The organism is Prevotella sp. E13-27 (assembly GCF_023217965.1).
Lineage (GTDB): Bacteria > Bacteroidota > Bacteroidia > Bacteroidales > Bacteroidaceae > Prevotella.
Genome location: NZ_JALPSC010000002.1, coordinates 278,185 through 303,631, shown reverse-complemented (window position 1 = coordinate 303,631; position 25,447 = coordinate 278,185). Strand labels below are relative to the sequence as shown.

22 protein-coding genes are annotated in these 25,447 nt (G+C 45.7%); 4 read left to right on the top strand and 18 right to left on the bottom strand.

What is annotated here, in order from left to right; genetic code table 11:
- Positions 1-18 precede the first annotated feature (18 nt).
- From M1L52_RS10210 to M1L52_RS10180, 7 genes are all read right to left on the bottom strand, one after another.
- On the bottom strand, positions 19-369 hold the full coding sequence (locus M1L52_RS10210; protein WP_248614896.1) for a hypothetical protein: 351 nt from the start codon (positions 367-369) through the stop codon (positions 19-21).
- Positions 370-700: 331 nt separating this feature from the next.
- Positions 701-1,165: a hypothetical protein gene (locus M1L52_RS10205; protein ID WP_248614895.1), complete on the bottom strand. Its 465-nt coding sequence runs from the start codon at positions 1,163-1,165 to the stop codon at positions 701-703.
- 276 nt (positions 1,166-1,441) lie between these two features.
- Positions 1,442-4,636, bottom strand: a complete 3,195-nt coding sequence (locus tag M1L52_RS10200) for a type I restriction endonuclease subunit R (RefSeq protein WP_248614894.1) — start codon at positions 4,634-4,636, stop codon at positions 1,442-1,444.
- A 183-nt stretch (positions 4,637-4,819) separates the two neighbouring features.
- Positions 4,820-5,866, bottom strand: coding sequence for a hypothetical protein (locus M1L52_RS10195; protein ID WP_248614893.1), 1,047 nt, complete (start codon positions 5,864-5,866; stop codon positions 4,820-4,822).
- A complete protein-coding gene (locus M1L52_RS10190) occupies positions 5,850-7,043 on the bottom strand; it encodes a restriction endonuclease subunit S (protein WP_248614892.1) in 1,194 nt (397 codons plus the stop codon). Before M1L52_RS10190 ends, M1L52_RS10195 begins: the two co-directional genes overlap by 17 nt.
- On the bottom strand, positions 7,040-8,617 hold the full coding sequence (locus tag M1L52_RS10185; protein ID WP_248614891.1) for a type I restriction-modification system subunit M: 1,578 nt from the start codon (positions 8,615-8,617) through the stop codon (positions 7,040-7,042). Before M1L52_RS10185 ends, M1L52_RS10190 begins: the two co-directional genes overlap by 4 nt.
- A gap of 10 nt (positions 8,618-8,627) precedes the next feature.
- Complete coding sequence (locus M1L52_RS10180) at positions 8,628-8,804, bottom strand: hypothetical protein (RefSeq protein WP_248614890.1); 177 nt, start codon at positions 8,802-8,804, stop codon at positions 8,628-8,630.
- 1,033 nt (positions 8,805-9,837) lie between these two features.
- On the opposite strand from M1L52_RS10180, the gene M1L52_RS10175 reads away from it, so the two are divergent.
- The 3 genes from M1L52_RS10175 to M1L52_RS10165 all read left to right on the top strand — a co-directional run bounded on the left by M1L52_RS10175 (position 9,838) and on the right by M1L52_RS10165 (position 11,004).
- The gene (locus tag M1L52_RS10175) at positions 9,838-10,335 is read left to right on the top strand and encodes a hypothetical protein (RefSeq protein ID WP_248614889.1); all 498 of its coding nucleotides are present in this window, start codon (positions 9,838-9,840) and stop codon (positions 10,333-10,335) included.
- Positions 10,336-10,497: 162 nt separating this feature from the next.
- Positions 10,498-10,590 (top strand): smalltalk protein, encoded by a 93-nt coding sequence (locus tag M1L52_RS10170; RefSeq protein WP_248614888.1) that lies wholly within the window; start codon positions 10,498-10,500, stop codon positions 10,588-10,590.
- Positions 10,591-10,749: 159 nt separating this feature from the next.
- The gene (locus tag M1L52_RS10165; protein WP_248614887.1) at positions 10,750-11,004 is read left to right on the top strand and encodes a hypothetical protein; all 255 of its coding nucleotides are present in this window, start codon (positions 10,750-10,752) and stop codon (positions 11,002-11,004) included.
- A gap of 417 nt (positions 11,005-11,421) precedes the next feature.
- Here M1L52_RS10165 and map read toward each other — a convergent pair whose 3' ends face one another.
- Entirely contained in the window at positions 11,422-12,285 is an 864-nt protein-coding gene (map, locus tag M1L52_RS10160) for a type I methionyl aminopeptidase (RefSeq protein ID WP_248614886.1), read from the bottom strand.
- A 100-nt stretch (positions 12,286-12,385) separates the two neighbouring features.
- Between map and M1L52_RS10155 the strand changes: the two genes are divergently transcribed.
- Positions 12,386-14,824 carry a carboxypeptidase-like regulatory domain-containing protein gene (locus M1L52_RS10155; protein ID WP_248614885.1) on the top strand — a complete coding sequence of 813 codons (2,439 nt, stop codon included), beginning with the start codon at positions 12,386-12,388 and terminating at the stop codon, positions 14,822-14,824.
- Positions 14,825-14,842: 18 nt separating this feature from the next.
- Here M1L52_RS10155 and M1L52_RS10150 read toward each other — a convergent pair whose 3' ends face one another.
- From M1L52_RS10150 to M1L52_RS10105, 10 genes are all read right to left on the bottom strand, one after another.
- Positions 14,843-15,514, bottom strand: a complete 672-nt coding sequence (locus M1L52_RS10150; protein WP_248614884.1) for a sigma-70 family RNA polymerase sigma factor — start codon at positions 15,512-15,514, stop codon at positions 14,843-14,845.
- A gap of 9 nt (positions 15,515-15,523) precedes the next feature.
- Complete coding sequence (locus M1L52_RS10145) at positions 15,524-17,083, bottom strand: peptide MFS transporter (protein ID WP_248614883.1); 1,560 nt, start codon at positions 17,081-17,083, stop codon at positions 15,524-15,526.
- Positions 17,084-17,086: 3 nt separating this feature from the next.
- On the bottom strand, positions 17,087-17,842 hold the full coding sequence (locus M1L52_RS10140; RefSeq protein WP_248614882.1) for a porin family protein: 756 nt from the start codon (positions 17,840-17,842) through the stop codon (positions 17,087-17,089).
- 10 nt (positions 17,843-17,852) lie between these two features.
- The gene (locus tag M1L52_RS10135; protein ID WP_248614881.1) at positions 17,853-19,214 is read right to left on the bottom strand and encodes a LysM peptidoglycan-binding domain-containing protein; all 1,362 of its coding nucleotides are present in this window, start codon (positions 19,212-19,214) and stop codon (positions 17,853-17,855) included.
- 184 nt (positions 19,215-19,398) lie between these two features.
- Positions 19,399-20,667, bottom strand: a complete 1,269-nt coding sequence (gene nqrF, locus M1L52_RS10130) for an NADH:ubiquinone reductase (Na(+)-transporting) subunit F (protein WP_248614880.1) — start codon at positions 20,665-20,667, stop codon at positions 19,399-19,401.
- 196 nt (positions 20,668-20,863) lie between these two features.
- Positions 20,864-21,490, bottom strand: a complete 627-nt coding sequence (nqrE, locus tag M1L52_RS10125; RefSeq protein WP_248614879.1) for an NADH:ubiquinone reductase (Na(+)-transporting) subunit E — start codon at positions 21,488-21,490, stop codon at positions 20,864-20,866.
- Positions 21,491-21,492: 2 nt separating this feature from the next.
- Complete coding sequence (locus M1L52_RS10120) at positions 21,493-22,116, bottom strand: NADH:ubiquinone reductase (Na(+)-transporting) subunit D (RefSeq protein WP_248614878.1); 624 nt, start codon at positions 22,114-22,116, stop codon at positions 21,493-21,495.
- A 3-nt stretch (positions 22,117-22,119) separates the two neighbouring features.
- Positions 22,120-22,827, bottom strand: coding sequence for an FMN-binding protein (locus M1L52_RS10115; RefSeq protein WP_248614877.1), 708 nt, complete (start codon positions 22,825-22,827; stop codon positions 22,120-22,122).
- 30 nt (positions 22,828-22,857) lie between these two features.
- Positions 22,858-24,018: an NADH:ubiquinone reductase (Na(+)-transporting) subunit B gene (locus M1L52_RS10110; RefSeq protein WP_248614876.1), complete on the bottom strand. Its 1,161-nt coding sequence runs from the start codon at positions 24,016-24,018 to the stop codon at positions 22,858-22,860.
- Positions 24,019-24,023: 5 nt separating this feature from the next.
- On the bottom strand, positions 24,024-25,406 hold the full coding sequence (locus M1L52_RS10105; protein WP_248614875.1) for a Na(+)-translocating NADH-quinone reductase subunit A: 1,383 nt from the start codon (positions 25,404-25,406) through the stop codon (positions 24,024-24,026).
- Positions 25,407-25,447 lie beyond the last annotated feature (41 nt).

Below are 25,447 nucleotides of genomic sequence, written 5' to 3'. Positions count from 1 at the left end.
AAAGTTTTGTTTTCTTTCCTAACCAATATTCCTTGCGAAGCGCATCATGTTTATCAGTCTCAGGTCATGACGTGGCTGCATCCAGGCATCGCCCTCGAACAGCTCTTCCAGCTTGTTCATGTACTCACGACATTCTGACCCTACAGCCCATAGCGTGCCACACCTCACATAGCGTCTCACCATAGCCAGCGCCACCTGTGCCACCACTAAGGCGTTGATGCCAGGCTCCTGTTCGTAGATCAGGTCCATCATGGCGCTTGCCATAATTTCAGCCTCTTTCACCGTTTGAGCACCTTTTCTTGTGCCCAGTCGCATGGTGTTGCTCACATCGCAAACACCCTGCGCAAATGTTCTAACATTATTATTCATCACATGTTTTTGTTTTACATCGCACCCTTTAATGCGACCTTTAATTAGTTAAAGTTTTTACTCGCATAACATTTATACCTGTATCAATAAGTCAAAGACCGCAACAGCGAGTGAAGAACCAAACTTGTTTGAGCTCTTCCGAGCGCCTAATGTTTTCGAGGTGTAACCTCAAAGAACGAAAAAAGCACCGTCAATCAAGGCGCTTGTCCTTGTTGACGGTGCAAAGGTATGGGCAAAAAAAAGATGGCTGAAACAGTTCCAGCCATCGGTAAATGTATTTGTAAAGAAGTAAAGGTTTTTGTAAAGGTCTTGGTAAAGATTTGCCTATCAATTACAACTCTTCTATGCTCTCTTTAAGTTTATCTACTAAAGTCATCGTTCTGTCCAATGCTCCATTTTCTTTCCATCGGTTTATAGGCAGATTGTAGTACTTGTTATTCTTGAAAGCCATTTTCAATGTTCCTGCAGGACAATGATAGTTACGCTCAAAGTCGTATGTACTGTTTTCCACTTCCCTTTCAAACTGCGACATACTGCCTGAATACTGGAAGTAGTCCCTCATCACGCAGTACAACACTGCGTAGGAAGCCTGTCCCCAAAAATACTGTTGCGTGTTTCTTATAATTTCTGTGTAGTTCTGCTTGCTCTGCAAGTCACTCTCTTTATTCTTGTCGTAGTGTTCCTCGCCACTTTTCGACATATTACCATTTATTACGATGTTGTGGATGGTAGCACCTTGAAAATAGTTGTAGATGCCACCTAAATGCTGCCCTATGGGCAAGTCTGCTAATTCCATGTTTTTAATTATTGTGGTTAAAAAGGTTCACTAAAAAGGGAGAGCAGGCACCTTTAGAAACAACATCGCTTCATTAACCGCCTAAAGTCATTAACGAATGCTGAAACTGCCGAATGCCCACGTCTCCAAGACGTGAGCAGGCAGACAATCCACTCGTTTATGACTTTCTAGAATTTAGGCGGTTCTTGAAGCTACGAGAAAGCTGTCTAAGCTCTTATTTTTTGGATTGCAAAGGTAACAACTTCTCTGCAAAATTCCAATAAAAATCTATTATAATTATTCTTCGTTTATGGTGAGTTGGTTGATTTCTCCTTCAAAATGGTTGTGAACTTCTATTTTTATATTTATTCTATCTCCATTGCTGAAGTCACCATCACTAATTCCGGCAAAACGTTTGAAGAATTCTTTCAGACGTTCTACCACTTTTTGTATCTTACCCTGTCTATCAGCCGATGGGTCGAATGGGTTGATGGCTGGCATTATTCCATCCAGTTCCATTCCACCCTCTGGCACATAACCACGCTCGTAAGCATTCTCAATAAACTCCACAGCTTGTTCTCGCTTAAGGTTTTCTTCTTCCACGATAGTTTCAAACTGCTTTATTTTTTCCTTATTCACATAGACACGCCATTCGGCATCAACTTCACTATTAGGAGTCAATTGCTCTATGAACTTATCTATCAGCTCTTTCTTGTCTCTCAAGTCTGGGCTGCTATCTATTGCCTTACTGATTTTTGCTCTTATCTCTCCATCTTGCTGATGAGTCTTTCGATACTGCTCCACAAGGAATAGGATAAAATCAATATTAACCTCAACCTGCTTCACCAGTTCCATCTCAAACACAATATCATCACAGATGTCTTCCTTATCCTTGGGGCTATTGATGATTTTATCTCTCAGGTCAAGATAAATACTAGTATAGTCCTGTACGTCTCGCTCACTCAACATGTCAACAGCTTCGAACTGATCAAACACGCTGAGCAGGTTTCTCATCTTCAGTATATTACCGAACAATTTGATGAACTCTTTTTCTGCTTTCTCTCCAAAAGGCATTTCACCAGGTTTCAAGCTTTTCAGAAGTTCTTCGACAAGTTCTTTGTAACCCTTCTGATGCTTTCCCTCATTATCGTCATATCCATTAAAATAGTCTTCGAAAGGCCTGAGAATTGACACACCTCTTGCTTCAGGGTCGCCAAACAGCGATAGTGCCTTGTTCGTTGCATTCTCCAAATTGCGGAAACAAATGATGTTGCCAAACGTCTTTATGCTGTTCAGAATACGATTGGTGCGACTATATGACTGCAACAGCCCATGATATCTAAGGTTCTTGTCAACCCATAGCGTATTGAGTGTTGTGGCATCAAAGCCTGTGAGGAACATATTTACTACCAGAAGAATATCTATTTCTCTGTTCTTCATTCTCAGAGACACATCCTTGTAGTAGTTGGGGAATTTGTCGGCACTGGTATCATAAGTTGTGCCAAACATCTCGTTATAGTCTTCGATGGCCTGCTCCAGAAACTCACGACTTGAAGTATCCAGCCCTTCAGTATCGTCATTACACTCATCGTCCTCATCATTCGGGTCTGCCTCATTCGCTCCATAGCTGAAAATGGTTGCCACCTTCAGTCTCTTGTTGACAGGCAGCTCTTCCAACTGGCGCTTCAGTTCAAGATAATACAGCTTCGCCATTGGGATGTTCTGTACAGCAAGGATGCTATTGAAACCACTTAGCAACGACTTGCCCCTTTTCTCTTCTACCCTTTTCTTCTTGTCCTTAGCTAATTTCTCCACGTTGGTCACCACGCTCATCTTATAGTTCTTGCCCTGCAAGGTCTGCTGGGCATAGTGGTCCAAAATATATTGTGTTACGTTGGCTATTCGACGTGGGTCACTTAGGGCTTTCTCGCGCTCAATGTCCCAAACCATGCTGTTCTCCATCTCTTCCTTTTCCTTCATCGTGCGGATATATTCCACACGGAAAGGCAACACGTTGTGGTCACTTATGGCATTGACAATAGTATATGTATGCAGTCTTTCGCCAAAAGCGTCTTCCGTTGTCTTGATGACACCTACACCTGTAGGCATGTTCTCCATAAAGATAGGTGTACCTGTGAATCCAAAGAGATAATATTTCTTGAAACGCTTAGTTATTAGTTGGTGCATGTCTCCAAACTGCGAGCGATGACACTCGTCGAAAATCATCACAACCTCTTTTTGGTACACATCGCTGTCAGGGTTTTTCTTGATATAGCTTGTCAGTTTCTGTATGGTAGTGATTATGATTTTGCTCTTAGCACTGGCTATCTGTCCCTCCAATACTTTAGTAGAGGTATTTCCGTTTGCAGCACCCTTCTGGAATCGATCATACTCGCGCATGGTCTGATAGTCCAAGTCTTTTCTATCCACCACGAAGAACACCTTTTCTATATATGGCAGTTGTGTAGCGAGCTGCGCTGTCTTGAACGAGGTGAGTGTCTTGCCACTTCCTGTTGTGTGCCATACATAGCCACCAGCCTTCACAGTGCCATAGATTTTGGCATTGTGCGCCACCTCGATACGGTTCAGCACTCGTTCTGTGGCTGCTATCTGATAGGGGCGCATCGCCATCAGAACCTGTTGCTCTGTCAGCACACAGAATCGGGTCAAGATGCTTAGCAAAGAGTGACGACTCAGAAAGGTGGCAGTAAAGTCCTCCAAATCATTCAGCAACTTGTTCTTTGCATCACTCCAATACGAAGTGAATTCATAGCTATTGCAGGTTCTTTGTCTTCCTGCCTTTGCCTTGCTCGTCTGTTCTTTTATGTGGTTGTCGCGAGTAGTGTTGCTATAATACTTTGTTGTGGTACCATTGCTTATTATAAATATCTGCACAAACTCAAACAAAGCATTGTCAGCCCAAAACGACTCTCTTCCATATCGGTTTATCTGATTGAAAGCCTCTTTGAGCAACACGCCCCTGCGCTTCAGTTCTATATGCACCAATGGCAAGCCATTTACCAAGATAGTTACATCATAGCGATTGTCCTGACTGCCACTTTTCACCGCATATTGATTTATTACCTGTGTAGAGTTATGGTGAATGTCTTTTTTGTCTATCAGATTGATATTGATTTGAGAACCATCATCACGCACAAAACTCTTCTTTGAGTCGCGCTGAATGGTAAAGGCTTTTTCTTTGATGCCTTTACTTTCGTTGGCAATCTCGCCTTTAAAGAAACGTTGCCACTCGCCATCCGTAAACTTGAGGTCATTCAACACCTCCAGCTGATGGCGCAAATTGGCAATCAGCTCCGTTTCGTTGTGGATAGGAAAATACTCATATCCCTGTCGCTGAAGCTGGGCAATCAGTTCATTTTCCAAGTCACTCTCACTTTGGTAACCTGTTTCCCTCTCGCGTTCCTCGCGCACATACTCAGCAACAACCGTACTCTGAGTATTCTGTGAAATGATATCTAATATTTCTGCCATTATGCTGTCTTACGCTTAAATGTCAATAGTTGTTCTCTATAGTATTCGTATTGTTTGCGCCTTGCCTATAGCCGCCCTTGTAAATGCATAACATACTTTGGGCATTCGAAATCCCGCTAATTAAGACTACGATAAATAAAATAAATATTATTTTCATATAATCAATTGTTTGCTAAAAGATTTTTATAGTAATGATATAAGTGCTAATATTACCAGTATAAAAAATATAGCCTTAAAAATGCCATGCGCTATAAAATTGATAAAAGCAATTATTGGTAACCATAATGGCAATGAAAATAAAACAATAGCAGCTTTCTTAAATTCCCTTTCAGATTTAAGTTCTAATTCTGATAATTTTTTCTTTCTTTTTCGTTCTCGTGTAATTCCGTAGCTCATTAATAAGCATATTATTCCTACAAAAACAAAAAAAAGATAATATTTCCAACCATCCTCAAATATAGAAAGATTGTTTATATACCAGATAACAATAATAACGATATAAATGATAGATAGTATAATACCAATCTCTTTTAGTTTTATTCCTTTTTCTTTTTCTATTCTCTGCTTTTCTTCCTCCTCTTTTTTAATTCTAATGATTTCATTTTCGTATTCTTCTTTTAGATTTTCAAAATTAATTCCGATATCATTACCAACAGATATTTCCGCAATGTCGAATATCCGCCCATTGCCAGACATATATCGACAATTTGATATGTATTGAGATTTAACCCTTAAGTCTCTTGCGCCTTTCTCAATAAGCTTACGAATATTTGTTAAGTTAGATCTGACCCTTGATAAATGTTCTATTCCCTTATATACTTTCGGAGCAACTATTGAAAGAATTTGATTTTGGACATAATTTGTATTTTTGGAATCGTGCAAATTTGCAAGACAGGCAAGAGCCTGACTTTCCGTTGGCATATTTTGCTTTCTTATCCAGTTTAGAATATTTTCATTTAGGCAGAAGTTTAAATCGTCTAAAAGCCAGTTATTGTCATGTCCCCAGGTTTCAGTCACATACCAATTCTTAGGAAGTCTTTTGTTTTCAAAAAACAAATAAGCTAATATCTTATAACTGTTATTGTATATTTTGATGAGTTCATCTAATGAATTAGCATACTCCATTGAAAGAATATACTTAATGTAATTCTTTTTGTCATTAAGTATATCGCATTTTCTCTCAATAAAAGAAAACATGCGAGAATAAGGGTAGCTATTGTAATTTGCCATATCGCTTAAATGTCAATAGTTTCTCTCTATAATATTCGTATTGTTTGCGCCTTGCTTCAATCTCTGCTGGCAAACCACTCTGCAGGTCGGTAGTCAGTGTCTCAAAGCGGTCAAGGATGGAGACGATTCTTTGTTGCTCTTCCAATGGGGGGATAGGAATAATTGCCCTACCTATACTCTGCGCTGAGATAGAACAAATCTTTCCCTCAGAAACAAGAGGATAAATTTGTTTATGATATGATTCTGTTCTTAAGAAATGTGATACGTATTGTGGGTATAAATCGCTTGAGAAAATATAACAGGCATCATGCACTGCAACATCTTCTTCTCCCAACCATGCGACACCTACACCTATATCATTTTTGTTTTCACCAGCTCCAACAATTACTACATCATTCTTTTTTGCAAAACGCATTTTCTGCGCTTTTTCAGGTGTAAGGTGAGTTTTCGCTTTGTATGCTTTCAAGCCATAATAGGTGTACATATCCCCATAGTGGATGCAGGGAACTCCATCTTCAACGATATCAGTCCTCACAAAACGTTTTCCTCTTGTAAATGTTCCAACCTCACTCATCTTCATCCACTTTACATCAAATCTTGCCCCTTTATCTTTGTCGAATGTCAGGAGTTGATTCCTGTAATATTCGTATTGCTTTCGCCTTGCTTCTAGCTCCGCTTCTAACTTTATTTCTAGCTCCGCTTCTAGCTCCGTAAAATTGTCGAGATACTCGACAATTTTACTCTGCACCTCGATGGGAGGTACAGGGATTTCGAAGTTATCAATGCTGGAAATGTGTACATGAGGAACACCACCACCTTTTTGAGTACCAGTAATCTGCTCTTGCATATTTTTCATGCAATAGTACACATATTTTGTAAGCAATTCTTCAGAACCTTTAACCGAAAATGCATCATTGACAAATATTGGTTTGTTCCAGTATTGCACATAACCTGCTCCTGCACCACTTCCTGCTACTGTTATTGTTTCGCCTTCACGATTAGACTTATTAATATAGAAAGCAGGTTCTTTTCCTCCTGATATAACAGGAATATCGCCTTCAACTGCATTCTTTTTAGTCATTGAAGTTCCGCGTTGCATAACGCAAACTTCCCCCAACTTCTTATACTCAACCCCATCTGGGCAAAGTCTTTCGATAAGTTTCTTTATCTCACTCATGCTGCATCCTCCTCTAATTCCTTGATGATGGCATCCAGCTGAGTGCGTAGCGTGCTTTGACGAGCTACAATTTCAGCTATCTCTGCATTCAGTTTCTCAATGTCAACTGCCTCACGAGTATCTTCCTGCTCTACATAGGTGCTGACACTCAGATTGTAATCCTCTGCCTCAATATCCTTTGTTGTCACTACATGACAGAAGTGTTTTTCTTCTTCCTTCGCCATACAAGCCTTATAGATTCGCTCTTGATTGGCTGGCGAAAGTTTGTTCTTATTGCCTTCGTGAACAAACTCCTGTGAGGCATCAATAAAGCAAACTCGGTTGTCGCTCTTGTTCTTCTTCAACACAATGATACAAGTAGCGATAGAGGCTCCAAAGAAAAGGTTGCTGGGTAGCTGGATTATGGTGTCAATATAGTTGTTCTGCACCAGATACTTTCTGATTTTCTGCTCTGCACCTCCACGATAGAGAATGCCAGGGAACTCTACGATGGCAGCCGTACCCTCTGTGGATAGCCACGAAAGCATGTGCATCGTAAAAGCAAAGTCAGCCTTTGACTTGGGTGCCAACACACCTGCAGGAGAATAGCGAGGATCGTTAATCAAAGTGATATCGCTATCGCCAGGCCAAGGCACAGAGTAAGGTGGATTCGACACAATGGCATCGAAGGGCTCATCCATCTCGTGTTTGGGATCGAGCAAGGTGTCACCAAGCTGGATGTCGAAATGATCATAGTTCACGTTGTGCAGAAACATGTTCATTCGACAGAGGTTATAGGTTTTTAGGTTTATCTCCTGTCCAAAGAATCCCTCTCGCACATTCTTCGCGCCTAACACAAGATTGAAGTTCAGCAACAATGAACCAGAACCACAAGCAGGGTCATAAACTTTGTTGACAGTCTTTCGACCTGCTGCTGCTATCTGCGCCAACAGGTAACTCACCTCTGCTGGAGTATAGAACTCGCCTCCCTTAGTACCGCTGTTCAGCGCATACATCTTGATAAGGTGTTCGTAGCAGATGCCAAACACATCCAGTCCACTTTCTATATAGGTAGAGAAATCAAGGTCTCTGACACTCTCCAATAGTGTGGTTAGAAGTTCATTGCGTTCTGCAACGGTGGTCCCCAGTCCTTGGTCATTAGTGTTGAAGTTATTGAATAGGCCTCTCACATCATCTTCCGATGGCGTGCCGATTGCACTCTCTTCTATAGCCCTGAAGTTATTGGCAAGAGTGGTATTCAACTCATCATTACTCTTTGCCCCATCAGCCACACGCTTGAATAGCTGTGATGGCAGGATAAAAAATCCTTTTGCTTTGACAATCTGAGCACGTGCATTCTCAGCCATCGCATCATCCATGTGGAGATAGTCGGCATTCGGCACTCCTGCGTCAGTCATCAGTTTATTACAATAGTCAGTGATATTCTCGCTAATAAAACGATAGAACAGGGTTCCCAAAGTGTAATCCATAAACTGCACAGAAGACACTTTGCCTCCATGCACCAAGTTGGTAGCCATCTTCCATATTAGGTTACCCAGTTCTCTCTTTAAATCTTCTTTATTTATTGTTGCCATATATCTTGTTTTATTCTTCAAACAACTTATAGTCTTCAGGGGTCATCATATCCCAGTCTTCCAGCGCCTCGATGGGCGACAGACCATGACTGCGAGCAGCCTTGTACTCGCTGGTGAGACCATAGCGCTGAGCTATCTTCATGGCTATGATGTCCTGTTGCTTATATTTGTTGTTTATATTGAACATAGTATTTTCTTCTTTAAAAATCCCGCCGAGCTTCACAGCCCAGCGGGCTAAACCTTAACAATTAATATTGTTTATGAACAAAAATCTTCTCGAGAGTGACAGGGGGCTAACCTCCAATCACTTTTTTCTCTTTAAAAACCTCGCTATTCTCGCGAACCGCGAGGGGTAATATAACATTGAAAAACATAACTCCCCAAAAAGGGGAAATGTATATAGATTTTCGCTAAAATCTCAATATGTTAGATGAATGGTGCCCGCCCAAGCTGTGTCAACAGTAAGGGTGAAGCCAACAGCAGGAAAGACAGGCACACAGCAAGACTGCCGCACGAGGCAGTAGCCCTATGCAGCAGGTTATGTATTGTATGAAAATGTGCTGAGGATTTTACACTACATGAGGTTATAGGGGGGGGTAATTCCCTGTGTATCAATGCGTTATGAATAATATTCAGATTCCTCATATTTGGTCTTTAGTGTTTATGTGATGCAAAGATAAACATAAAATCTAGCTCTACCAAATATTTCTACAGCAAAATTAGAAAACAGACTTTCGGACTCGGACGTTCGGACGTTTAGCTAAAATTTTAGGGATAAGAAGGGAAAGAATAGCCAAAAACCATAATTATATAATAATTTATTCATATTAATATATAATTATATATTAATATGGTTTTTCGTCCTTGTTTTTTGAAAACACCATAACGTCCGAACGTCCGAGTCCGAAAGTCCGTTTTAACTGTGTTTAAAGAGTCTCACAGCGCACATAATTTTTTTGCAAAATAAGGGCGAAAAATACCCCTCAAAAATGGCTGTTTTTAGCGCGATAATTTGCGAGCGCGTCAAAATCTTAGTACCTTTGCAACATCATTCGAATGACACACAACGAGCGTTTAGAAAGAACGCACGCGGCGTTTAGAAAAAACACCGCCAGCAATCAGGAAGAACGCTCACGAGAGAACTCAAACTACTTAAACAACTTAAACTTTTAAACCATTAAACTACTTAAACAACTTAAACCGTTAAACTATTAAAAACTATGGGAACAATTACAATTAAGAAGTATCAGAACACAAACGAGAAGCTGACGAAGTGTTACGGCAAGTGGTATGGCAAGGTGCTCCACCGCGGCACAATGGGCACCGATGAGCTGGCCAACCACATCATGAAGCACGGCTCCGTGTACACCGACGACGTGGTGCTGGGCGTGACCCGCAAGCTGATGCACTGCATAGCAGAGCAGCTGGCAGAGGGCTACAAGGTGAAGCTCGACGGCATAGGCACGCTCTACCTGGGAGCCAGCTCCACAGGTGCGGACAGCTCCGAAGACTTCGACATCTCGAAGAACATCACTCGCATAGGCGTGAAGTTCCTCGCCGACCAGAGCAAGAACAGCATCTACACCGCAAGGGTGATGCGACAGAGCAACACGCTCACCACAAAGATCGGTCTCGAAGGCGGATATCTGGGCGACGGAAGCGGAAGCGGCAACGGCAATGAGACGCCGAACCCTGGGGCAGTGGAGGAAGAGCCTTAAAACCTAAAACCCACCCCTTCCCCTCCCGAGGGGAGGGGGATGAGTTAGAAAAGAACGCGAGAAAAAAATCCGTGAAATCCGTGAAATCCGTTGTTAAAAAAGAAGAACGCGAGAAAAAAATCCGTGAAATCCGTGAAATCCGTTGTTAAAAAAAGAAAAGCTATGAAGAACGAAACGTGGAAATTTATTTTGCAGACACTCGCGGCAATACTCACCGCGATAGCAACAAGCCTCGGAGTGCAGAGTTGTATGTAGAACCCACCCCTTCCCTCCCGAGGGGAGGGGTTTAAATTAGAAGCTTCGCAAACGCCGAGCGCCCGAGGGAGGGGGGTGAGTTAGAAAAAGAAACGAGTTTTCCTTGGAAGTTTCATAAAATCTTCCTAACTTTGCAGCGATATCATAATTACATCTAAGATGTGTACTATAACATTATCGTATAACGAGAATGACAGCGTGGCCAGCCAGAAACTTGCAGCATTATTGGCTACGGGACTGTTTATTCAGCATGAAACTCCTAAAGAACTGAATATAGACTATTCAGACCCATCACTCTATGAGGATGATTCAATAGCTTTACCTGAAGAGAAGGAAGGCTATACACCAGAGGAACTTAGGGCAATGCTGATAAGCGACCTCAACTCTATATACGGTATTAAAGATGCAATATAACTACAACATCAAACCTCTTGCCGTAAAAAAGGTGAGGTCTTTCTACAGAAATGTTTGTCTTAAATACCCAAACATATATTCATATTACGATATGCTGAGATATATCAACCAAACGGTTGATGCTATCTATTGTATTGAACAATCCGTTCCACGTCGTAAACCTATTATTGAGCGATGGCAGAAATGGCATATGGCACATACAGGTAATTGGTATTACGCATATTCCATTGATGGCGATACAATAACAATACATGATGCATGTCATGCACAAAACATGGTGCAAAGATAGAAAGATCTACCTTTATTTCCATTTTTATAAGATAAAAGTTGATATTTCTACCATAAAACGAAAAACTTCCGATAACTACCAGAAGGGTAATCATCGGAAGTTTTTTGCTATCTATATATAAATAATGATTAGTGTGTCAGCACCTCTACGCCGTGGTCTGTCATGACGAGGGTGTGCTCCCACTGGGCGGAGGGAAGCTCGTCTTCAGTGATGACCTCCCATCCGTAAGGGTCGTCGGCATCGATGAAGACCTTCCATGTGCCCATGTTGATCATTGGCTCAATGGTGAACACCATGCCTGGAACGAGCAGCATGCCTGTGCCGCGATGACCGTAGTGGTCGACATCAGGCTCCTCGTGGAACTTCAAGCCCACGCCATGACCGGCAAGGTCGCGCACGATGCCATAGCCGTATTTCTTACAGTGCTTCTCGATGGCATGACCAATGTCGCCAACGAAGCCGTAGGGCTTGGCGGCCTCCATGCCTATCTCAAGACACTCCTTGGCAACTTTGACGAGCTGCTCCTTCTCAGGGGTGGTCTTGCCGATGATGAACATGCGTGAGGCATCGGCATAATAGCCATCGAGGATGGTGGTGAAGTCAACATTGATGATGTCGCCCTCCTCAAGGATGTCTTCCTCCTTGGGGATGCCGTGACAGACAACCTCGTTGATGCTGGTGCAGACGCTCATGGGGAAGCCTTCGTAGTTGAGACATGCTGGAATGGCGCCATGATCTTCACAGTATTTGCGGCATATCTGGTCAATCTCGAGGGTTGACATGCCGGCATGGATGGTCTTTGCCACCTCGTCGAGCACGCCGGTGTTGACGATGCCTGCCTTGCGGATGCCTTCTATCTGTTCAGGCGTTTTGATGAGGTCGCGAGTGGGAACGAGCTTTCCCTTGTTCTCCCAATACATTATCTGCTTGTCCATCTCTGTTGGCTCCTGCCCAGGGAGGCAGTGCCATCTGCGTTTCTTGTTCTGTGCCATAGTGTTTTTTTTCTTAATTGGGTGCAAAGGTAGTGGAAAAAGCACACAAAACAAAATAATCAATATAATAATTGAAGGATTCCTGCGTTTAGTAAAGAAGATGAGAACAATTGTCTTACGCCAACTGATGACACTCGCCATGATAATGGTGAGCTTTTGCTGTGTGGCACAGACGTTCACGCTGAAAGGCAAGGTGAGCGACAGCGAGGGCAACGCGCTGGAGCTGGCCACGGTGAGCTGTCTGTCACAGGGCAAGGTGACGATGACGAACCTGAAGGGTGAGTTCTCGATGAAGCTGCACACGGAAGACTCGGTGGTGGTGAAGTTCTCAATGGTGGGATACAAGGCACGCACGCGCACCCTGCGCAAGCCTCGCACCACACAGACGCTGAACATAACGATGATGCCCATAGACGACCTGAGCGAGGTGGTGGTGGAACAGAAGCGACGCCAGACATCGCAGACGGAGCAGATAGACATAAAAGACATGAAGACAGCGCCATCGGCAAGTGGCAACGCCGTGGAGGAGCTGATACAGCAGCAGGCAGGAGTATCGACGCACAACGAGCTGTCATCGCAATACAACGTGCGCGGAGGCTCGTTTGACGAGAACTCGGTATATATAAACAATGTGGAGGTGTATCGCCCGTTGCTCATACGCAGCGGACAGCAGGAGGGCCTGTCGGTAATAAACCCTGACATGGTGGAGAAGGTGGGCTTCTCAAGTGGCGGATATTCTGCGAAATATGGCGACAAGATGTCATCGGCACTCGACATAACATATAAGCGTCCGAAGGCGTTTGAGGCCACGGCAATGGCATCGCTGCTGGGAGCAAGCGCCTATGTGGGTCTGAGCAACAAGAAGATGGCGCTGAGCCAGGGTGTGCGCTACAAGACCAACAGATACCTGCTGGGCTCGCTGGACGAGCATGGCGAATATCGTCCGAGCTTCCTGGACTATCAGGCTTATTTCATTTATCAGCCTAACAGGAGATGGACCTTAGACGTGCTGGGCAACATTTCGGAGAACCACTATAACTTCAAGCCTTCGGACAGAGAGACATCGTTTGGCACGATGAGAGACGTGAAGTCATTCAAGGTTTATTTCGACGGACAGGAGAAGGACGTGTTCCGCACATTCTTCGGAGCAGCAAGCCTGACACGACACATAGGTGACTCAACGAACGTGAGACTGCTATGGTCGGCATTCCACACCAAGGAGCAGGAGCGCTACGACATTCAAGGACAGTACTGGCTGGACGAGTCGCAGTCGTCGGAGAACCTCGGCGTGGGAACATACATGGAGCATGCACGCAACTATCTCACAGCGCGAGTGCAGAGCCTGAAACTGATGGTGGAGAAGAAGCTGAAGCGCCACGACATTGAGGGTGCGCTGACTATGAAATGGGAGAAAATAAGCGAGCAGAACCGCGAATGGGAGATGCGCGACTCAAGCGGATACTCTGTGCCCCACAAAGAAAACAGATTGGACCTGATATATACCCTCGCAGCGAAGAACGAGGTGTCGTCACGCCGAGTGGAGGGCTACCTGCAGGACATATACAAATGGAACACTGGAGGGACGACAGAAGATGCAACGAAGACTGGCGACGAGGAGGCGGCGATGACGTTCTACACGCTGACCTATGGTGTGCGTTTCGCCAACTGGAGCTTCAACCGTGAGACGATAGTTTCGCCAAGACTGTCGCTGGCAGTGGTGCCTTCATGGAACAACGACGTGACGCTGCGCCTCGCCACAGGCATATATTACCAGGCACCGTTCTACAAGGAGATTCGCGACACCACGATGCTACAGAACAACATAACCGTGGCAACACTCAACGAGAAGATAAAGAGCCAGCGCTCGATACAGTTCATAGCTGCCTTCGACTACAGGTTCAAGATGCTGAACCGTCCGTTTAAGTTCACTGCCGAGGCTTACTACAAGGCGCTGTCGAACCTCATACCCTACAACGTGCAGAACGTGAAGGTGACATACTACGGCGAGAACCTCACATCAGGCTATGCCACAGGTCTGGACATGAAGCTCTATGGCGAGTTTGTGCCTGGCACCGACTCGTGGCTCACATTCTCACTCATGCGCACACAACAGAAGTTCAACGGACAGTGGGTGCCCATGCCTACAGACCAGCGCTATGCCGTGAACCTGCATTTCACTGACTATTTCCCTGGCACAGAGCGCTGCAAGATGACGCTAAGACTGGCCTATGCCGACGGACTGCCCTTTGGAGCACCTCACCGCGGACTGGAAGGACAGAACTTCCGTGCGCCTGCCTATAAGCGTGCAGACATAGGAATAAACTATCTGCTGCTTGGCGAGACTGACAATAGTCAGAAAGCGCAAAACAGCAGATGGGGATTCAAGCGTCTGTGGGTGGGACTGGACTGTCTTAACCTCTTCGGAATTTCTAACGTAAACTCCTATTACTGGGTGACCGATGTAAGCAACATGCAGTGGGCTGTGCCTAACTACCTGACAGGAAGACAGCTTAACGGAAAGGTGATTGTGGAGTTTTAAGAGGTTAGAGGTGAGAGGTTAGAGCTGCTTGAAATTCTTCTTCATGCGACGAACGGCACGGTCTCGTATCTGACGGACACGTTCGCGCTTGAGATTAAGCTCTGAGGCTATCTCGGCCATTGTCATGTGGTCACGCTCTATACCGTAGTATGCAGAGATAACCTTGTATTCACGTTCATTGAGAAGCATGAGCACACGCTCAATATTCCTTGCGACAGCATTGCTATAGGTGCGCTCGTCGGCAAGGGGCGAGTTCTGGTTGACAAGAACGGAGAGAAGATTCATCTCCGTGCGTCCGCCAAGAGGAGCATCGATGGAACGAGTCTCACCATCCTTCACATTCTCAAGGCGCATCTCCTTGCTCTCCATCTTCAGGGCCTTCTCTATCTGCTCACGGATGAACACCACAGCATAGTTTACGAAGCGCAAGCCACGGGTGGCATCGAACTTACCAGCTGCTTTAACCAGTCCGATGTTACCCTCGCTGATGAGGTCGTCCATGGTCAGGCCCTTACCCTGATACTGACGGGCTATGGAAACCACAAAGCGCAGGTTGGCCTCAACAAGCTTGTTAAGTGAACGCTCATCGCCAGCCTTTATACGAGCAGACAGGCGCCGCTCCTCGTCTTCAGAGAGAAGCGACACCTGTCCTATTTCGTCAAGATAAATGTTCAGAGTGTTGTCTGTCATAATAAAGAATTACTTCGTAACACGCTCAAGCCACTTCACCATGCCAAACATGACACCCATAGAGATGAGGCAGACAGCGAGGAACACTGCCCAGCACTGCCAGATGGGCCATTTGTTATACATGAGAGGACCTATCCACAGCAGGCCATTGCCTACAGCAGTAGCACCAAGCCACAGACCCTGACAGAGTCCCTGCAGATGCTTAGGAGCAACCTTGGAAACGAAAGAGAGACCCAGCGGAGAGATGAACAACTCGGCAACTGTCATGAAGAAATAGTAAACTATGAGCACCCATGCGCCAGCCTTCATGCCTGAAGCAACATTGGTATCCATAGAAGTGAACACTTCTGCTGAAGGATAAGACTGTGCATAGCAGAACACCGTCATGAAGAGATAGGCCACACCGGCGATACCCATGCCATAGGCAATCTTACGTGGAGTAGAAATCTCCTGTCCATTGCGTGCCATAGTGCCGAAGAGCCACATGATGATTGGAGTAAGCACGATAACGAAGAATGGGTTAACAGCCTGCCATATCTCAGGCGGGAAAATAGAGGTGTTGCTGAAGTCACGTGCGAAGAGCGACATAGAAGTACCATTCTGATGGAATGACCACCAGAAGAACACAGCAATACCCAATACAGCGAACAGGGCATACATGCGCTGCTTGATCTCAGTTGCCATAGCCTTCTTCTCCTCCTCAGTGTAAGACTCAGACACCACGGCTGCTTTCTTGCCTGGTGTGGGGAACATGCCACGTGAGAGAACAAAGATGGTCAACGAGATGGCCATTGCCACTACAGAGGCAATGAACGAATAGTGAATGCCGGTGTTGAAGACATCGAGATACTGTGAGCAGAATGCGCCAAGGTCGGCAGTAGAGCCGCCTGCCTTCACTGCAAGCTCGTTAAGATTGCTCAATGCGTCGGCCGACATAGCTGCGCCTTCGTTGATGTACTGATGGCAAAGGGCTGGAAGCGATGAGTCATAGGTAAGGTTGTTAACCTGAAGCCACCATGAGCGGAGCAAAGGTGCCACGAATGGAGCAATGAGTCCGCCAATATTGATGAACACATAGAAAATCTGGAAGCCAGAGTCACGCTTTTCCTTTGCCATGCGCAACTCTTCCTCGCCTTTCTTTGCAGCCTCAGCCTCGAAATTGTCATACATCTGACCAACGATGGCCTGAAGATTGCCTTTGAACAAGCCATTGCCAAAAGCTATAAGGAACAAAGCCAGACAGGTAAGAGGCAGAAGCCAGACGATGTTGCCTGATGTTGCCAAGATGGGAACAGACAGGATTACATAGCCCGAAGCCATGATGATAAGACCTGTCATGATGGTACCCTTGTAATTCTGGGTGCGGTCAGCAATAATACCACCAACCAAGCTCAGTACATAGATGCCTGCATAGAAAGCAGAATAGATGTAACCACTCGTTACGTCAGACAGTCCGAACTTTGAGCATAGGAACAACACAAGCACTGCATTCATGATGTAGTAGCCGAAGCGTTCACCCATGTTGCTCAGTGCAGCCTGTAACAGGCCTTTAGGATGATTTTTGAACATGTTTTATTTTATTTTTGGGTTATTAGTTTTCTTGATATCGAACAGATAGGACACCTTGATGACAATATTATTAAGGTTTGAACGTCCGAAATAATCGCGCTTTGAGTTTTTATATATATCGCCAAGGCCATAGTAATAGCGTCCCTCAATGAGGAAGTGGCCCACCTTGGGATGGGAGTATTCAAGTCCTAAGCCGACAGCGATACCGTAGTCGAAAGGACGCTGGACAGCCATGGTGTCCTGAGCTACAATCTTCGAAGTGCGATCGGTAGCGTTGCGCTGGGCAAGGTTAAAGTTCATCTCGGTCTTGCTGTTGAGATAATAGCCGAACTGAGGGCCCAAGTTAATGAATGCTTGGAAGCCACTGCGCTCACGTCCCCACCCTAAGCGTGCAAGGACAGGCAGCTGGATATAGCTAAGTGTGCGCTGGAATTTCTCAGCCTGACCTGTGACAGTGTTTATCACTGGGACATCATCGCGAGTGAGGATCTTTTCTTTCCAACCCACTTGGGCGTAGTTCAGCTCTGCCACGACAGCACAGACGCTGTTAAAATATTTCTCAGAGGTGTAACGGAACGATAGTCCCCCTATCCTACCCTCATGCCACTTCTGAGGCACCTCGGGCATGAAGCCGACATTGCTTAACACCACACCGGCTCCACCACCAATAGCGAACTCATTACGATATTCACCAATCTGGGCAAAGAGCTGCTGTGCTGATGCTAATGCTATGAAGAAAAATAATAGTAAGCGCTTCATCAAAGAACAATCAATAGTTAACAGCCTCAATCTTATGCTCAGGCATATAGTGGACAAACATGTATGCCTTATTCTTATAGCCACCATTGCCTACGCGCTCAAACTTCAGCGGTGTCTGCACCGGCTGATAGCCGAAACGACCTGCAGCGCCATCGAAGTTCTTGCCATACTTATGAAGACCCATAAGGAAGAAATATGCATGGTCAAAGCCTGTAATGGCGAAACGGGGCAGCGACACCATCATGTCCTGATGGAAGTTCCAGCGATATTTCTGCATGATGCGTTCTGTGGCAGAAGAAAGCAGGTTGGTGTAGAAAGGTGTTGGAAGATAGACATTATACTTATAGAAGTTCTCCAACTGATGCTGCACATACATCATCCACTCAGTATAGCCGAACAAGGCGATGTGAATGTCAGGATTCTCGGTAGCTATGCTGCTCAGACGTCCAAAGGTGGCAAGCAGCTCTGGAGAGCGACCTGTGTTAAGAACAACGATGTTCTTCTTATTCACGTCGAAGGAGGCCTTGAATGCTTTGTCTGACGATTGTTTCAGATTTGTGATGCTATACTTCATGCCATGCTGCTCAAGCGTACGACGAAGCATTGACGTGAACGAGCCCTTGGTGCTTGTAGTGTCTCCACAGTCAATAATTACTGAATGATAGTCACGGAACCACTCACAGAAACGACGAACAGTAGATTCGTTCTGCTCGTTCTGGTTCTGATAGACCTGGAAAATCTTGTGGTTAGTGTGAACATCGGGGGCATTGATGGAAAATGGAATAACCATCATGATATCGTTTTTCTCAACGAATTTAGACAGCTCAGGCACCTGCTTGGAATAGAGAGGGCCAATGATAATGTCACAACGGGCTGCATTGGGATCACTCAGAACAGAACTCACATCACTATACTCTGCGAGGTTCCACGCATAGACATCGGTAGAGATGCCAAGCTCACGAAGACTGTCGCAAGCCATGAGGACGCCACGATAGTACTCTGTCATGCGCTTGCCATCGCCATTCTCATCGTGAAGGGGAAGCATAACTCCCAAACGAATGGCACGATTACGAACATCGCCCACCTGCTTTGGAGCAGCACTAACAGAACTATTAGTGAGTTTCTGCTCTTTTACAGCCTCTTCCTTAGCCTTCGCAGGTATGTTTATCTTCATGCCCTTCTTGAGCTTGAAATCAGCATTCTTCATCTCAGGGTTTGCCGACATAAGCTCGTCTATCGTGATGTTATAGTCGCGGCTTATGCCGTAGATGGTTTCCTGCTTCTTTACCTTATGGACTTGCTGTGCCTGTGCCGATGTTACAAAGCCTAACAAAATGGCTATACAGACTACATATTTAAACGTTTTCATCATAGTCTTTACTATTCAGTTGCATAATTTGATTGCAAATGTAAGTAAAAATTATTAATTATGGGTACATAGTGGCAAAAATACAGAAAAAATTAACGCTGACAAGGAACATTTCACAAAGAAAATCGCCGAAACAATCCTATTTGAAGGTTGCATCGGCGAAAATATGTGTTACGAAAGGAATGTATTATCCTCCGAAGTTATCGTACATGATAGACTCCGGTTCTACACCAAGGCTATCGAGCATTGAGACGACAGCCTTTGACATTGGGCCAGGTCCGCACATGTAGTACTCAATATCCTCTGGAGCCTCGTGGTCCTTCAGGTAGGTGTTCAGCATCACCTGATGAACGAAGCCTGGAGTATATTTCACGCCTGCGGCATCGGCTGCGGGATCGGGACGGTCGAGAGCCAGATGAAAGTGGAAGTTGGGAAACTCCTTCTCCAGTCCGAGGAAGTCGTCGAGATAGAACACCTCGTTCAGCGCACGTGCACCATAGAAGTAGTGCATCTCGCGATCGGTGGTGTGCAAGGTCTTCGTCATGTGCATGATCTGAGCGCGGAGAGGAGCCATACCAGCGCCACCGCCTACCCAAATCATCTCCTTCTTCGAATCGAAGTGTGGGTGGAAATCACCATAAGGGCCACTCATTATTACCTTATCGCCTGGCTTCAGAGAGAAGATGTATGACGATGCGATACCTGGGTTAACCTCCATGAAGCCACTGCGATCGGGCTTGAACGGTGGTGTAGCAATACGAACGGTGAGCATGAACACATCACCCTCAGCAGGATAGTTAGCCATAGAGTAAGCACGGATGGTTGGCTCGGGGTTCTTACACTTAAGTGGGAACAGTCCGAACTTCTCCCATGATGGCAGATACTCTTCGCCAATGAGTGACTTGTCGAAGTCCTTGTCATAGTCGATGCAGTCAAATGCAGGAATCTTTATCTGAGCGTAAGAGCCTGGCAGGAAATCCATGTGAGCGCCTGCAGGAAGCTGTACCTTGAACTCCTTGATGAACGTAGCCACGTTCTTGTTGGAGATAACAGTACACTCGTACTCCTTAACGCCAAGTATAGACTCATCAACATGAATCTTCAAATCGCCCTTCACCTTGCACTGACAGCCTAAGCGCCAGCCAGCCTTTATCTCCTTACGAGAGAAGTGAGGACGCTCAGAGTCGAGAATCTCACCACCGCCTTCGAGAACCTGAACCTTACACTGTCCGCATGATGCCTTACCACCACAAGCTGAAGGCAGGAAGATGCCGTTCTCGTTGAGCGTAGCCATGAGGCTGCTGCCCTGAGGCACGTTGATGGTGTTCTCGCCATTAATCTCAATATTCACATTTCCACTGGGGCTGAGATATTTCTTTGCCACCAGCAGGATGGTTACCAAAAGAAGTATTACAATGAGGAATACTCCAATGCTATAAGAAATAAATTGTATCATAGAACCCACCCCTTTAACCCAACTCCTTCCCCTCCCAAGGGGAGGGGTGATGAGTTACTTTTGGGGTCTCCTTTTATTAAATGTTATACATTTGTAAACTTAAATTACTATTTCTACCACCAAACCCATTAGACTTTTTGACGTCTCCAAGTCTATACAGGCTCCCCTCCCCTCGGGAGGGGTTGGGGGTGGGTTTTTAGATATTTAGTCCACTAAAGCACATCATAGCCATAGCCATGAGGCCTACCACAATAAACGTAATGCCAAGGCCCTGAAGCGGACGGGGAACGTCGCCATACTGCATCTTCTCACGGATAGCACCCAGAGAGACAATGGCGAGCGTCCAGCCTATGCCTGAGCCGAAGCCATAGACAATGGCATCCCACACAGAGGTTATAGCCTGAGTGCTTGTCGGCTCCATCAGAATGCGCTGCTGCATGAAGAGCGAAGCACCCATGATGGCGCAGTTAACAGCAATCAAAGGCAGGAAGATGCCCAGAGCAGCATAGAGCGAGGGTGAGTATTTCTCTACAGTCATCTCAACGAGCTGCACCATGCCTGCAATAACGCCGATGAAGAGGATGAATGACAGGTAGCTGAGGTCAACGCCTTCTACCAGACAGCCATCGCCCAGCACCTTAGTCTGCAAAAGATAGTTTACAGGTACTGTCACTGTGAGCACGAAGGTCACAGCCATACCCAGTCCCAATGAGGTCTTCACCGTCTTCGACACTGCCAGATAAGAGCACATGCCGAGGAAAAAGGCGAATATCATGTTGTCGACGAAAATCGACCTAAAGAATAGACTTATTGCATGTTCCATAATTACTTCTCCTTATAAAAATATGCACGATGTACCCAAATCACAATACCCACGAGGATGAGTGCCATAGCGGGCATCGTCATCATACCGTTGTTGATGTAGCCTGCTTCATAGGCTCCGTCAGGAATAATCTGGAAGCCCAGCAATGAGCCACGTCCCAAGAACTCACGAACGCCACCGACAATGACAAGAATCATGGCATAGCCAAGACCATTGCCCACACCATCGAGGAATGAAGGCCAAGGGTTGTTCTGCATAGCGAAAGCCTCAAGACGTCCCATCAGAATACAGTTGGTGATGATAAGTCCCACATATACGCTCAGCTCGACGCTGACATCATAGACGTAGGCCTTGAGCACCTGACTTACAATAGTCACAAGCGCAGCCACAACTACCAGCTGTACCACGATGCGGATGCGATTAGGGATGGTGTTGCGGATGATAGAGATAATCACATTGGCAAAAGCCGTGATGACTGTAACTGCCAAGCCCATCACGATGGCGGGCTTCAACTGAGAAGTCACAGCAAGTGCCGAGCAGATACCCAACACCTGAACGAGTATCGGGTGGTCGAGGTTCAACGGATTGGTGAATGCCTCTTTATTCTGTTTACTAAATAATGCCATAGTTTATTCCTCCTCTACTTTAGGTTCTTCAACAGCAGCTGAATCGGTAGGCTCGTCTTTGCAGCATTCCATCTTAACGAACAGCTCTACATAGCGCTTGCCAGCATCCTTCAGACCTGCCTTAATCATATCGTTCACACCATTAGAGGTCAGTGTGGCACCTGTCACACAGTCAACCTGTGTCTCAGGATCATCCACCTTCTTCACTACGCCAAGGGCCACCTCGCTGCCATCGGCAGGATCAACGAAGACCTTCTTACCAATGAACTTCTCCTGCCATGCCTGAGAATCCTTGATCTCAGCACCCAGACCTGCTGTCTCGCCTTCGTGGTTGAAATAAGCACCATAGACAACAGGCACCTCATCACCATGAATAGAGATGTAGCCACTGATGCCGCCCCAAAGTCCCATGCCTTTCAGCGAGACCACGAGGATGTCCTCACCATCAATCTCACAGGCGTAGTACTTCTGACCATCAACCTCACCTTCGTTCTTCACAACCTCAGCATACTTAGCCTCAGCCTCAGCACCATCAAGGTTACGGATGTTGAGTGAATAGAGAATCTGCTTCTTCACATCGAGAGCCACATTGGCATCCTGCATGGGCTTCAGCGCCTTGAAGACGAAAGCCAGCAGGAAGGCTACGATAATGACAAGAATCGTACTATATATAATAATGTACGTATTCGAATTTGTATTTAGCTTGCTCATAATTTTCAATTATCAATTTTCAATTTTCAATTAAGAGTTGCCTCCTCTCTTCATACGTTTTGAGATATTACGCTCCACTACGAAGTGGTCAATGGTAGGAGCAAACATGTTCATGAGCAGGATAGCCAGCATCATACCTTCGGGATAGCCTGGATTCATCACACGGATGATAACAGCCATTGCACCAATGATGAAGCCATAGAACCACTTGCCACACTCAGTACGGCAAGAAGTAACAGGATCGGTAGCCATGAACACAGCACCAAAGCAGAAGCCACCCAATACCAGGTGCTCATACCAGGTGATAGGAGTCATGCCGAGGCTCTCGAACAGACAAGCTGTGAGACCACCACCAACAAACACGCTCAGCATGGTCTTCCATGAAGCGATGCCTGTCCAAAGCAGCAGGATAGCGCCAAGGGCAATAGCGATGACACTTGTCTCACCAATAGAACCTGGGATGAAACCAAGAATCATGTCGTTAAGCGAAGCCGTAACGTCGTTGCCTGCACCAATCTGTCCAAGAGGCGTAGCCATTGTGAAGCCATCGGGCAGTGTGTTACCAAAGCCGAAGATAGACTCATTAGCCACCCATACCTGGTCACCACTCATCTTAGTGGGATAAGCAAAGAACAGGAATGCACGACAGAGCAATGCGGGATTGAAGATGTTCATGCCTGTGCCACCAAAAATCTCTTTGCCGATAATCACGGCGAAGGCAACGGCGATGGCAAGAATCCACAACGGACAGTTGACAGGAACAATCAGTGGGATGAGGATACCTGAAACGAGGAATCCTTCCTGAATCTCTTCACCCTTCCACTGTGCCCATGCGAACTCGATGCCCAGACCAACAATGTATGAAACGAGAATCTTGGGCAGTACTGCCAAGAATCCAAAGATGAACATGTCAAGGAATGAAGCCGAAGCCAGCGTTCCTGCAGCCAGATAGTTCTGATAGCCCACATTGTACATGCCAAACAGCATGGCAGGCATCAAGGCGATAACCACCATACTCATAATGCGCTTTGAGTCGATGGAGTCGTGAATATGGACGCCCGTCTTCGCTGTGTCGTTAGGCACATAGAGGAACGTCTCAAAGCCGTCGAAAAGAGAACGGAAAGCATGAAGCTTACCACCTTCCTCGAAGTTCGGCTTTATCTTGTTCAAATAATTTCTTAATGCGCTCATATCTATTATGCGTTTTCTTTGCGTAAAATATTAAGTCCCTCACGTACAATACGTTGCAGCTCCAGCTTCGAGCTATCCACGAACTCTGCCAAAGCAAAATCTTCAGGAGAAATCTCGTAGATGCCAAGCTGTTCCTGACGATCAATATCGCCCGTGATGATTGCCTTGATGAGGTATTCGCCATAGATATCCATAGGCAGCACCTTGTCATACTCACCACTCATAATCATGTGGCGCTCGCCACCCTTGATACGGGCATCGGCTACATAAGCCTTCTTCTTGCCACAGAACCAACAATTCTGCAACCAGGAGAAATAGCTGCGATTCACTGAGAACTGATTGAAGCGAGGCATGATCCATCCAAGCATCTCGTCGGCATTGTCACCCTCGGGTATGACGGTTATCTCAGAAGAATGAGCTCCAAGGAATCCGTCTTTCGTAGTCTTACGACCTGTGAGCACATTACCATTGATGATACGCACGTGATGACTGGCATCATAGCTGTTGCTGAGCAGCGTGGAAAGCTCCTCACCCACCAGCATGTCAACATGCAGGGGCTTTAACACTTCACTTCCGCAGAGGGCGACGGTGCGTCTCAAATCCACTTTGCCGGTGTTGAAAAGACGCCCGATGAAAAGCACCACTGTGGGATCGCCTATCGTCCATACCACTTCGCCCTTATTCACAGGGGCTACATTGTTCACCTGAACGCCTACGTTGCCTGCAGGACACTTTCCTTCAAACACATTCAGCTCCACATAGTTTTCAATCTGGCGCTTCTGCAACTCAGCCTGAAGATCGGGCTGAATGCCTATACCGAGATAGGTCTTAGCAATCTTTGAAAGGGCTATAAGTCCTGTTGCGAAGTCATCTTCCTGCCCCTTCACTTCATAATCGAAGCTGCAAGCCAGCGGTTTGTCACGAAGTGCCGATACGAAAATTGCCTTAGGCATCGTCTCCGGATTAGTGGATACGGCATAAGGCAACTGATTGATGTAGCCAAAGATACCAGCCTCCAAGAGTGCTTCACAGACAGCTTTGCCATCCAACTTTGTTACATCTTTCTTACCAAAATCAACATACTCCTGCTGGGCATCGGCATCTACCCTCACGCAGAGCACTTTACGACGTTCGCCCCGCTCTACGGAAGTGACCTTTCCACTGACAGGCGAAGCAAAACTAACCGTGGGATACTGCTTGTTGACAAAAAGCGCATCCCCAGCCTTGACATGATCACCCTCCTTGACTACGACCTTCGGTACGATTCCTTCAAAATCATCGGGCATCAAAGCATACTTGCCGTTCGATTTCAATCGGATCTTTGTTTCCGAGGCGCATCCCTGAAGATTAATGTCCAGGCCTTTACGCAACTTAATCAAATTTGCCATATAAAAATTAGAAAAAACGTTATTACTCACTATAACGGCTG

Bases quoted from the DNA above. Each gene is read 5' to 3' on its own strand.
- M1L52_RS10210 (WP_248614896.1), bottom strand. From the start codon at position 369: ATGAATAATAATGTTAGAACATTTGCGCAGGGTGTTTGCGATGTGAGC.
- M1L52_RS10205 (WP_248614895.1), bottom strand. From the start codon at position 1,165: ATGGAATTAGCAGACTTGCCCATAGGGCAGCATTTAGGTGGCATCTAC.
- M1L52_RS10200 (WP_248614894.1), bottom strand. From the start codon at position 4,636: ATGGCAGAAATATTAGATATCATTTCACAGAATACTCAGAGTACGGTT.
- M1L52_RS10195 (WP_248614893.1), bottom strand. From the start codon at position 5,866: ATGGCAAATTACAATAGCTACCCTTATTCTCGCATGTTTTCTTTTATT.
- M1L52_RS10190 (WP_248614892.1), bottom strand. From the start codon at position 7,043: ATGAGTGAGATAAAGAAACTTATCGAAAGACTTTGCCCAGATGGGGTT.
- M1L52_RS10185 (WP_248614891.1), bottom strand. From the start codon at position 8,617: ATGGCAACAATAAATAAAGAAGATTTAAAGAGAGAACTGGGTAACCTA.
- M1L52_RS10180 (WP_248614890.1), bottom strand. From the start codon at position 8,804: ATGTTCAATATAAACAACAAATATAAGCAACAGGACATCATAGCCATG.
- M1L52_RS10175 (WP_248614889.1), top strand. From the start codon at position 9,838: ATGGGAACAATTACAATTAAGAAGTATCAGAACACAAACGAGAAGCTG.
- M1L52_RS10170 (WP_248614888.1), top strand. From the start codon at position 10,498: ATGAAGAACGAAACGTGGAAATTTATTTTGCAGACACTCGCGGCAATA.
- M1L52_RS10165 (WP_248614887.1), top strand. From the start codon at position 10,750: ATGTGTACTATAACATTATCGTATAACGAGAATGACAGCGTGGCCAGC.
- map (WP_248614886.1), bottom strand. From the start codon at position 12,285: ATGGCACAGAACAAGAAACGCAGATGGCACTGCCTCCCTGGGCAGGAG.
- M1L52_RS10155 (WP_248614885.1), top strand. From the start codon at position 12,386: ATGAGAACAATTGTCTTACGCCAACTGATGACACTCGCCATGATAATG.
- M1L52_RS10150 (WP_248614884.1), bottom strand. From the start codon at position 15,514: ATGACAGACAACACTCTGAACATTTATCTTGACGAAATAGGACAGGTG.
- M1L52_RS10145 (WP_248614883.1), bottom strand. From the start codon at position 17,083: ATGTTCAAAAATCATCCTAAAGGCCTGTTACAGGCTGCACTGAGCAAC.
- M1L52_RS10140 (WP_248614882.1), bottom strand. From the start codon at position 17,842: ATGAAGCGCTTACTATTATTTTTCTTCATAGCATTAGCATCAGCACAG.
- M1L52_RS10135 (WP_248614881.1), bottom strand. From the start codon at position 19,214: ATGATGAAAACGTTTAAATATGTAGTCTGTATAGCCATTTTGTTAGGC.
- nqrF (WP_248614880.1), bottom strand. From the start codon at position 20,667: ATGATACAATTTATTTCTTATAGCATTGGAGTATTCCTCATTGTAATA.
- nqrE (WP_248614879.1), bottom strand. From the start codon at position 21,490: ATGGAACATGCAATAAGTCTATTCTTTAGGTCGATTTTCGTCGACAAC.
- M1L52_RS10120 (WP_248614878.1), bottom strand. From the start codon at position 22,116: ATGGCATTATTTAGTAAACAGAATAAAGAGGCATTCACCAATCCGTTG.
- M1L52_RS10115 (WP_248614877.1), bottom strand. From the start codon at position 22,827: ATGAGCAAGCTAAATACAAATTCGAATACGTACATTATTATATATAGT.
- M1L52_RS10110 (WP_248614876.1), bottom strand. From the start codon at position 24,018: ATGAGCGCATTAAGAAATTATTTGAACAAGATAAAGCCGAACTTCGAG.
- M1L52_RS10105 (WP_248614875.1), bottom strand. From the start codon at position 25,406: ATGGCAAATTTGATTAAGTTGCGTAAAGGCCTGGACATTAATCTTCAG.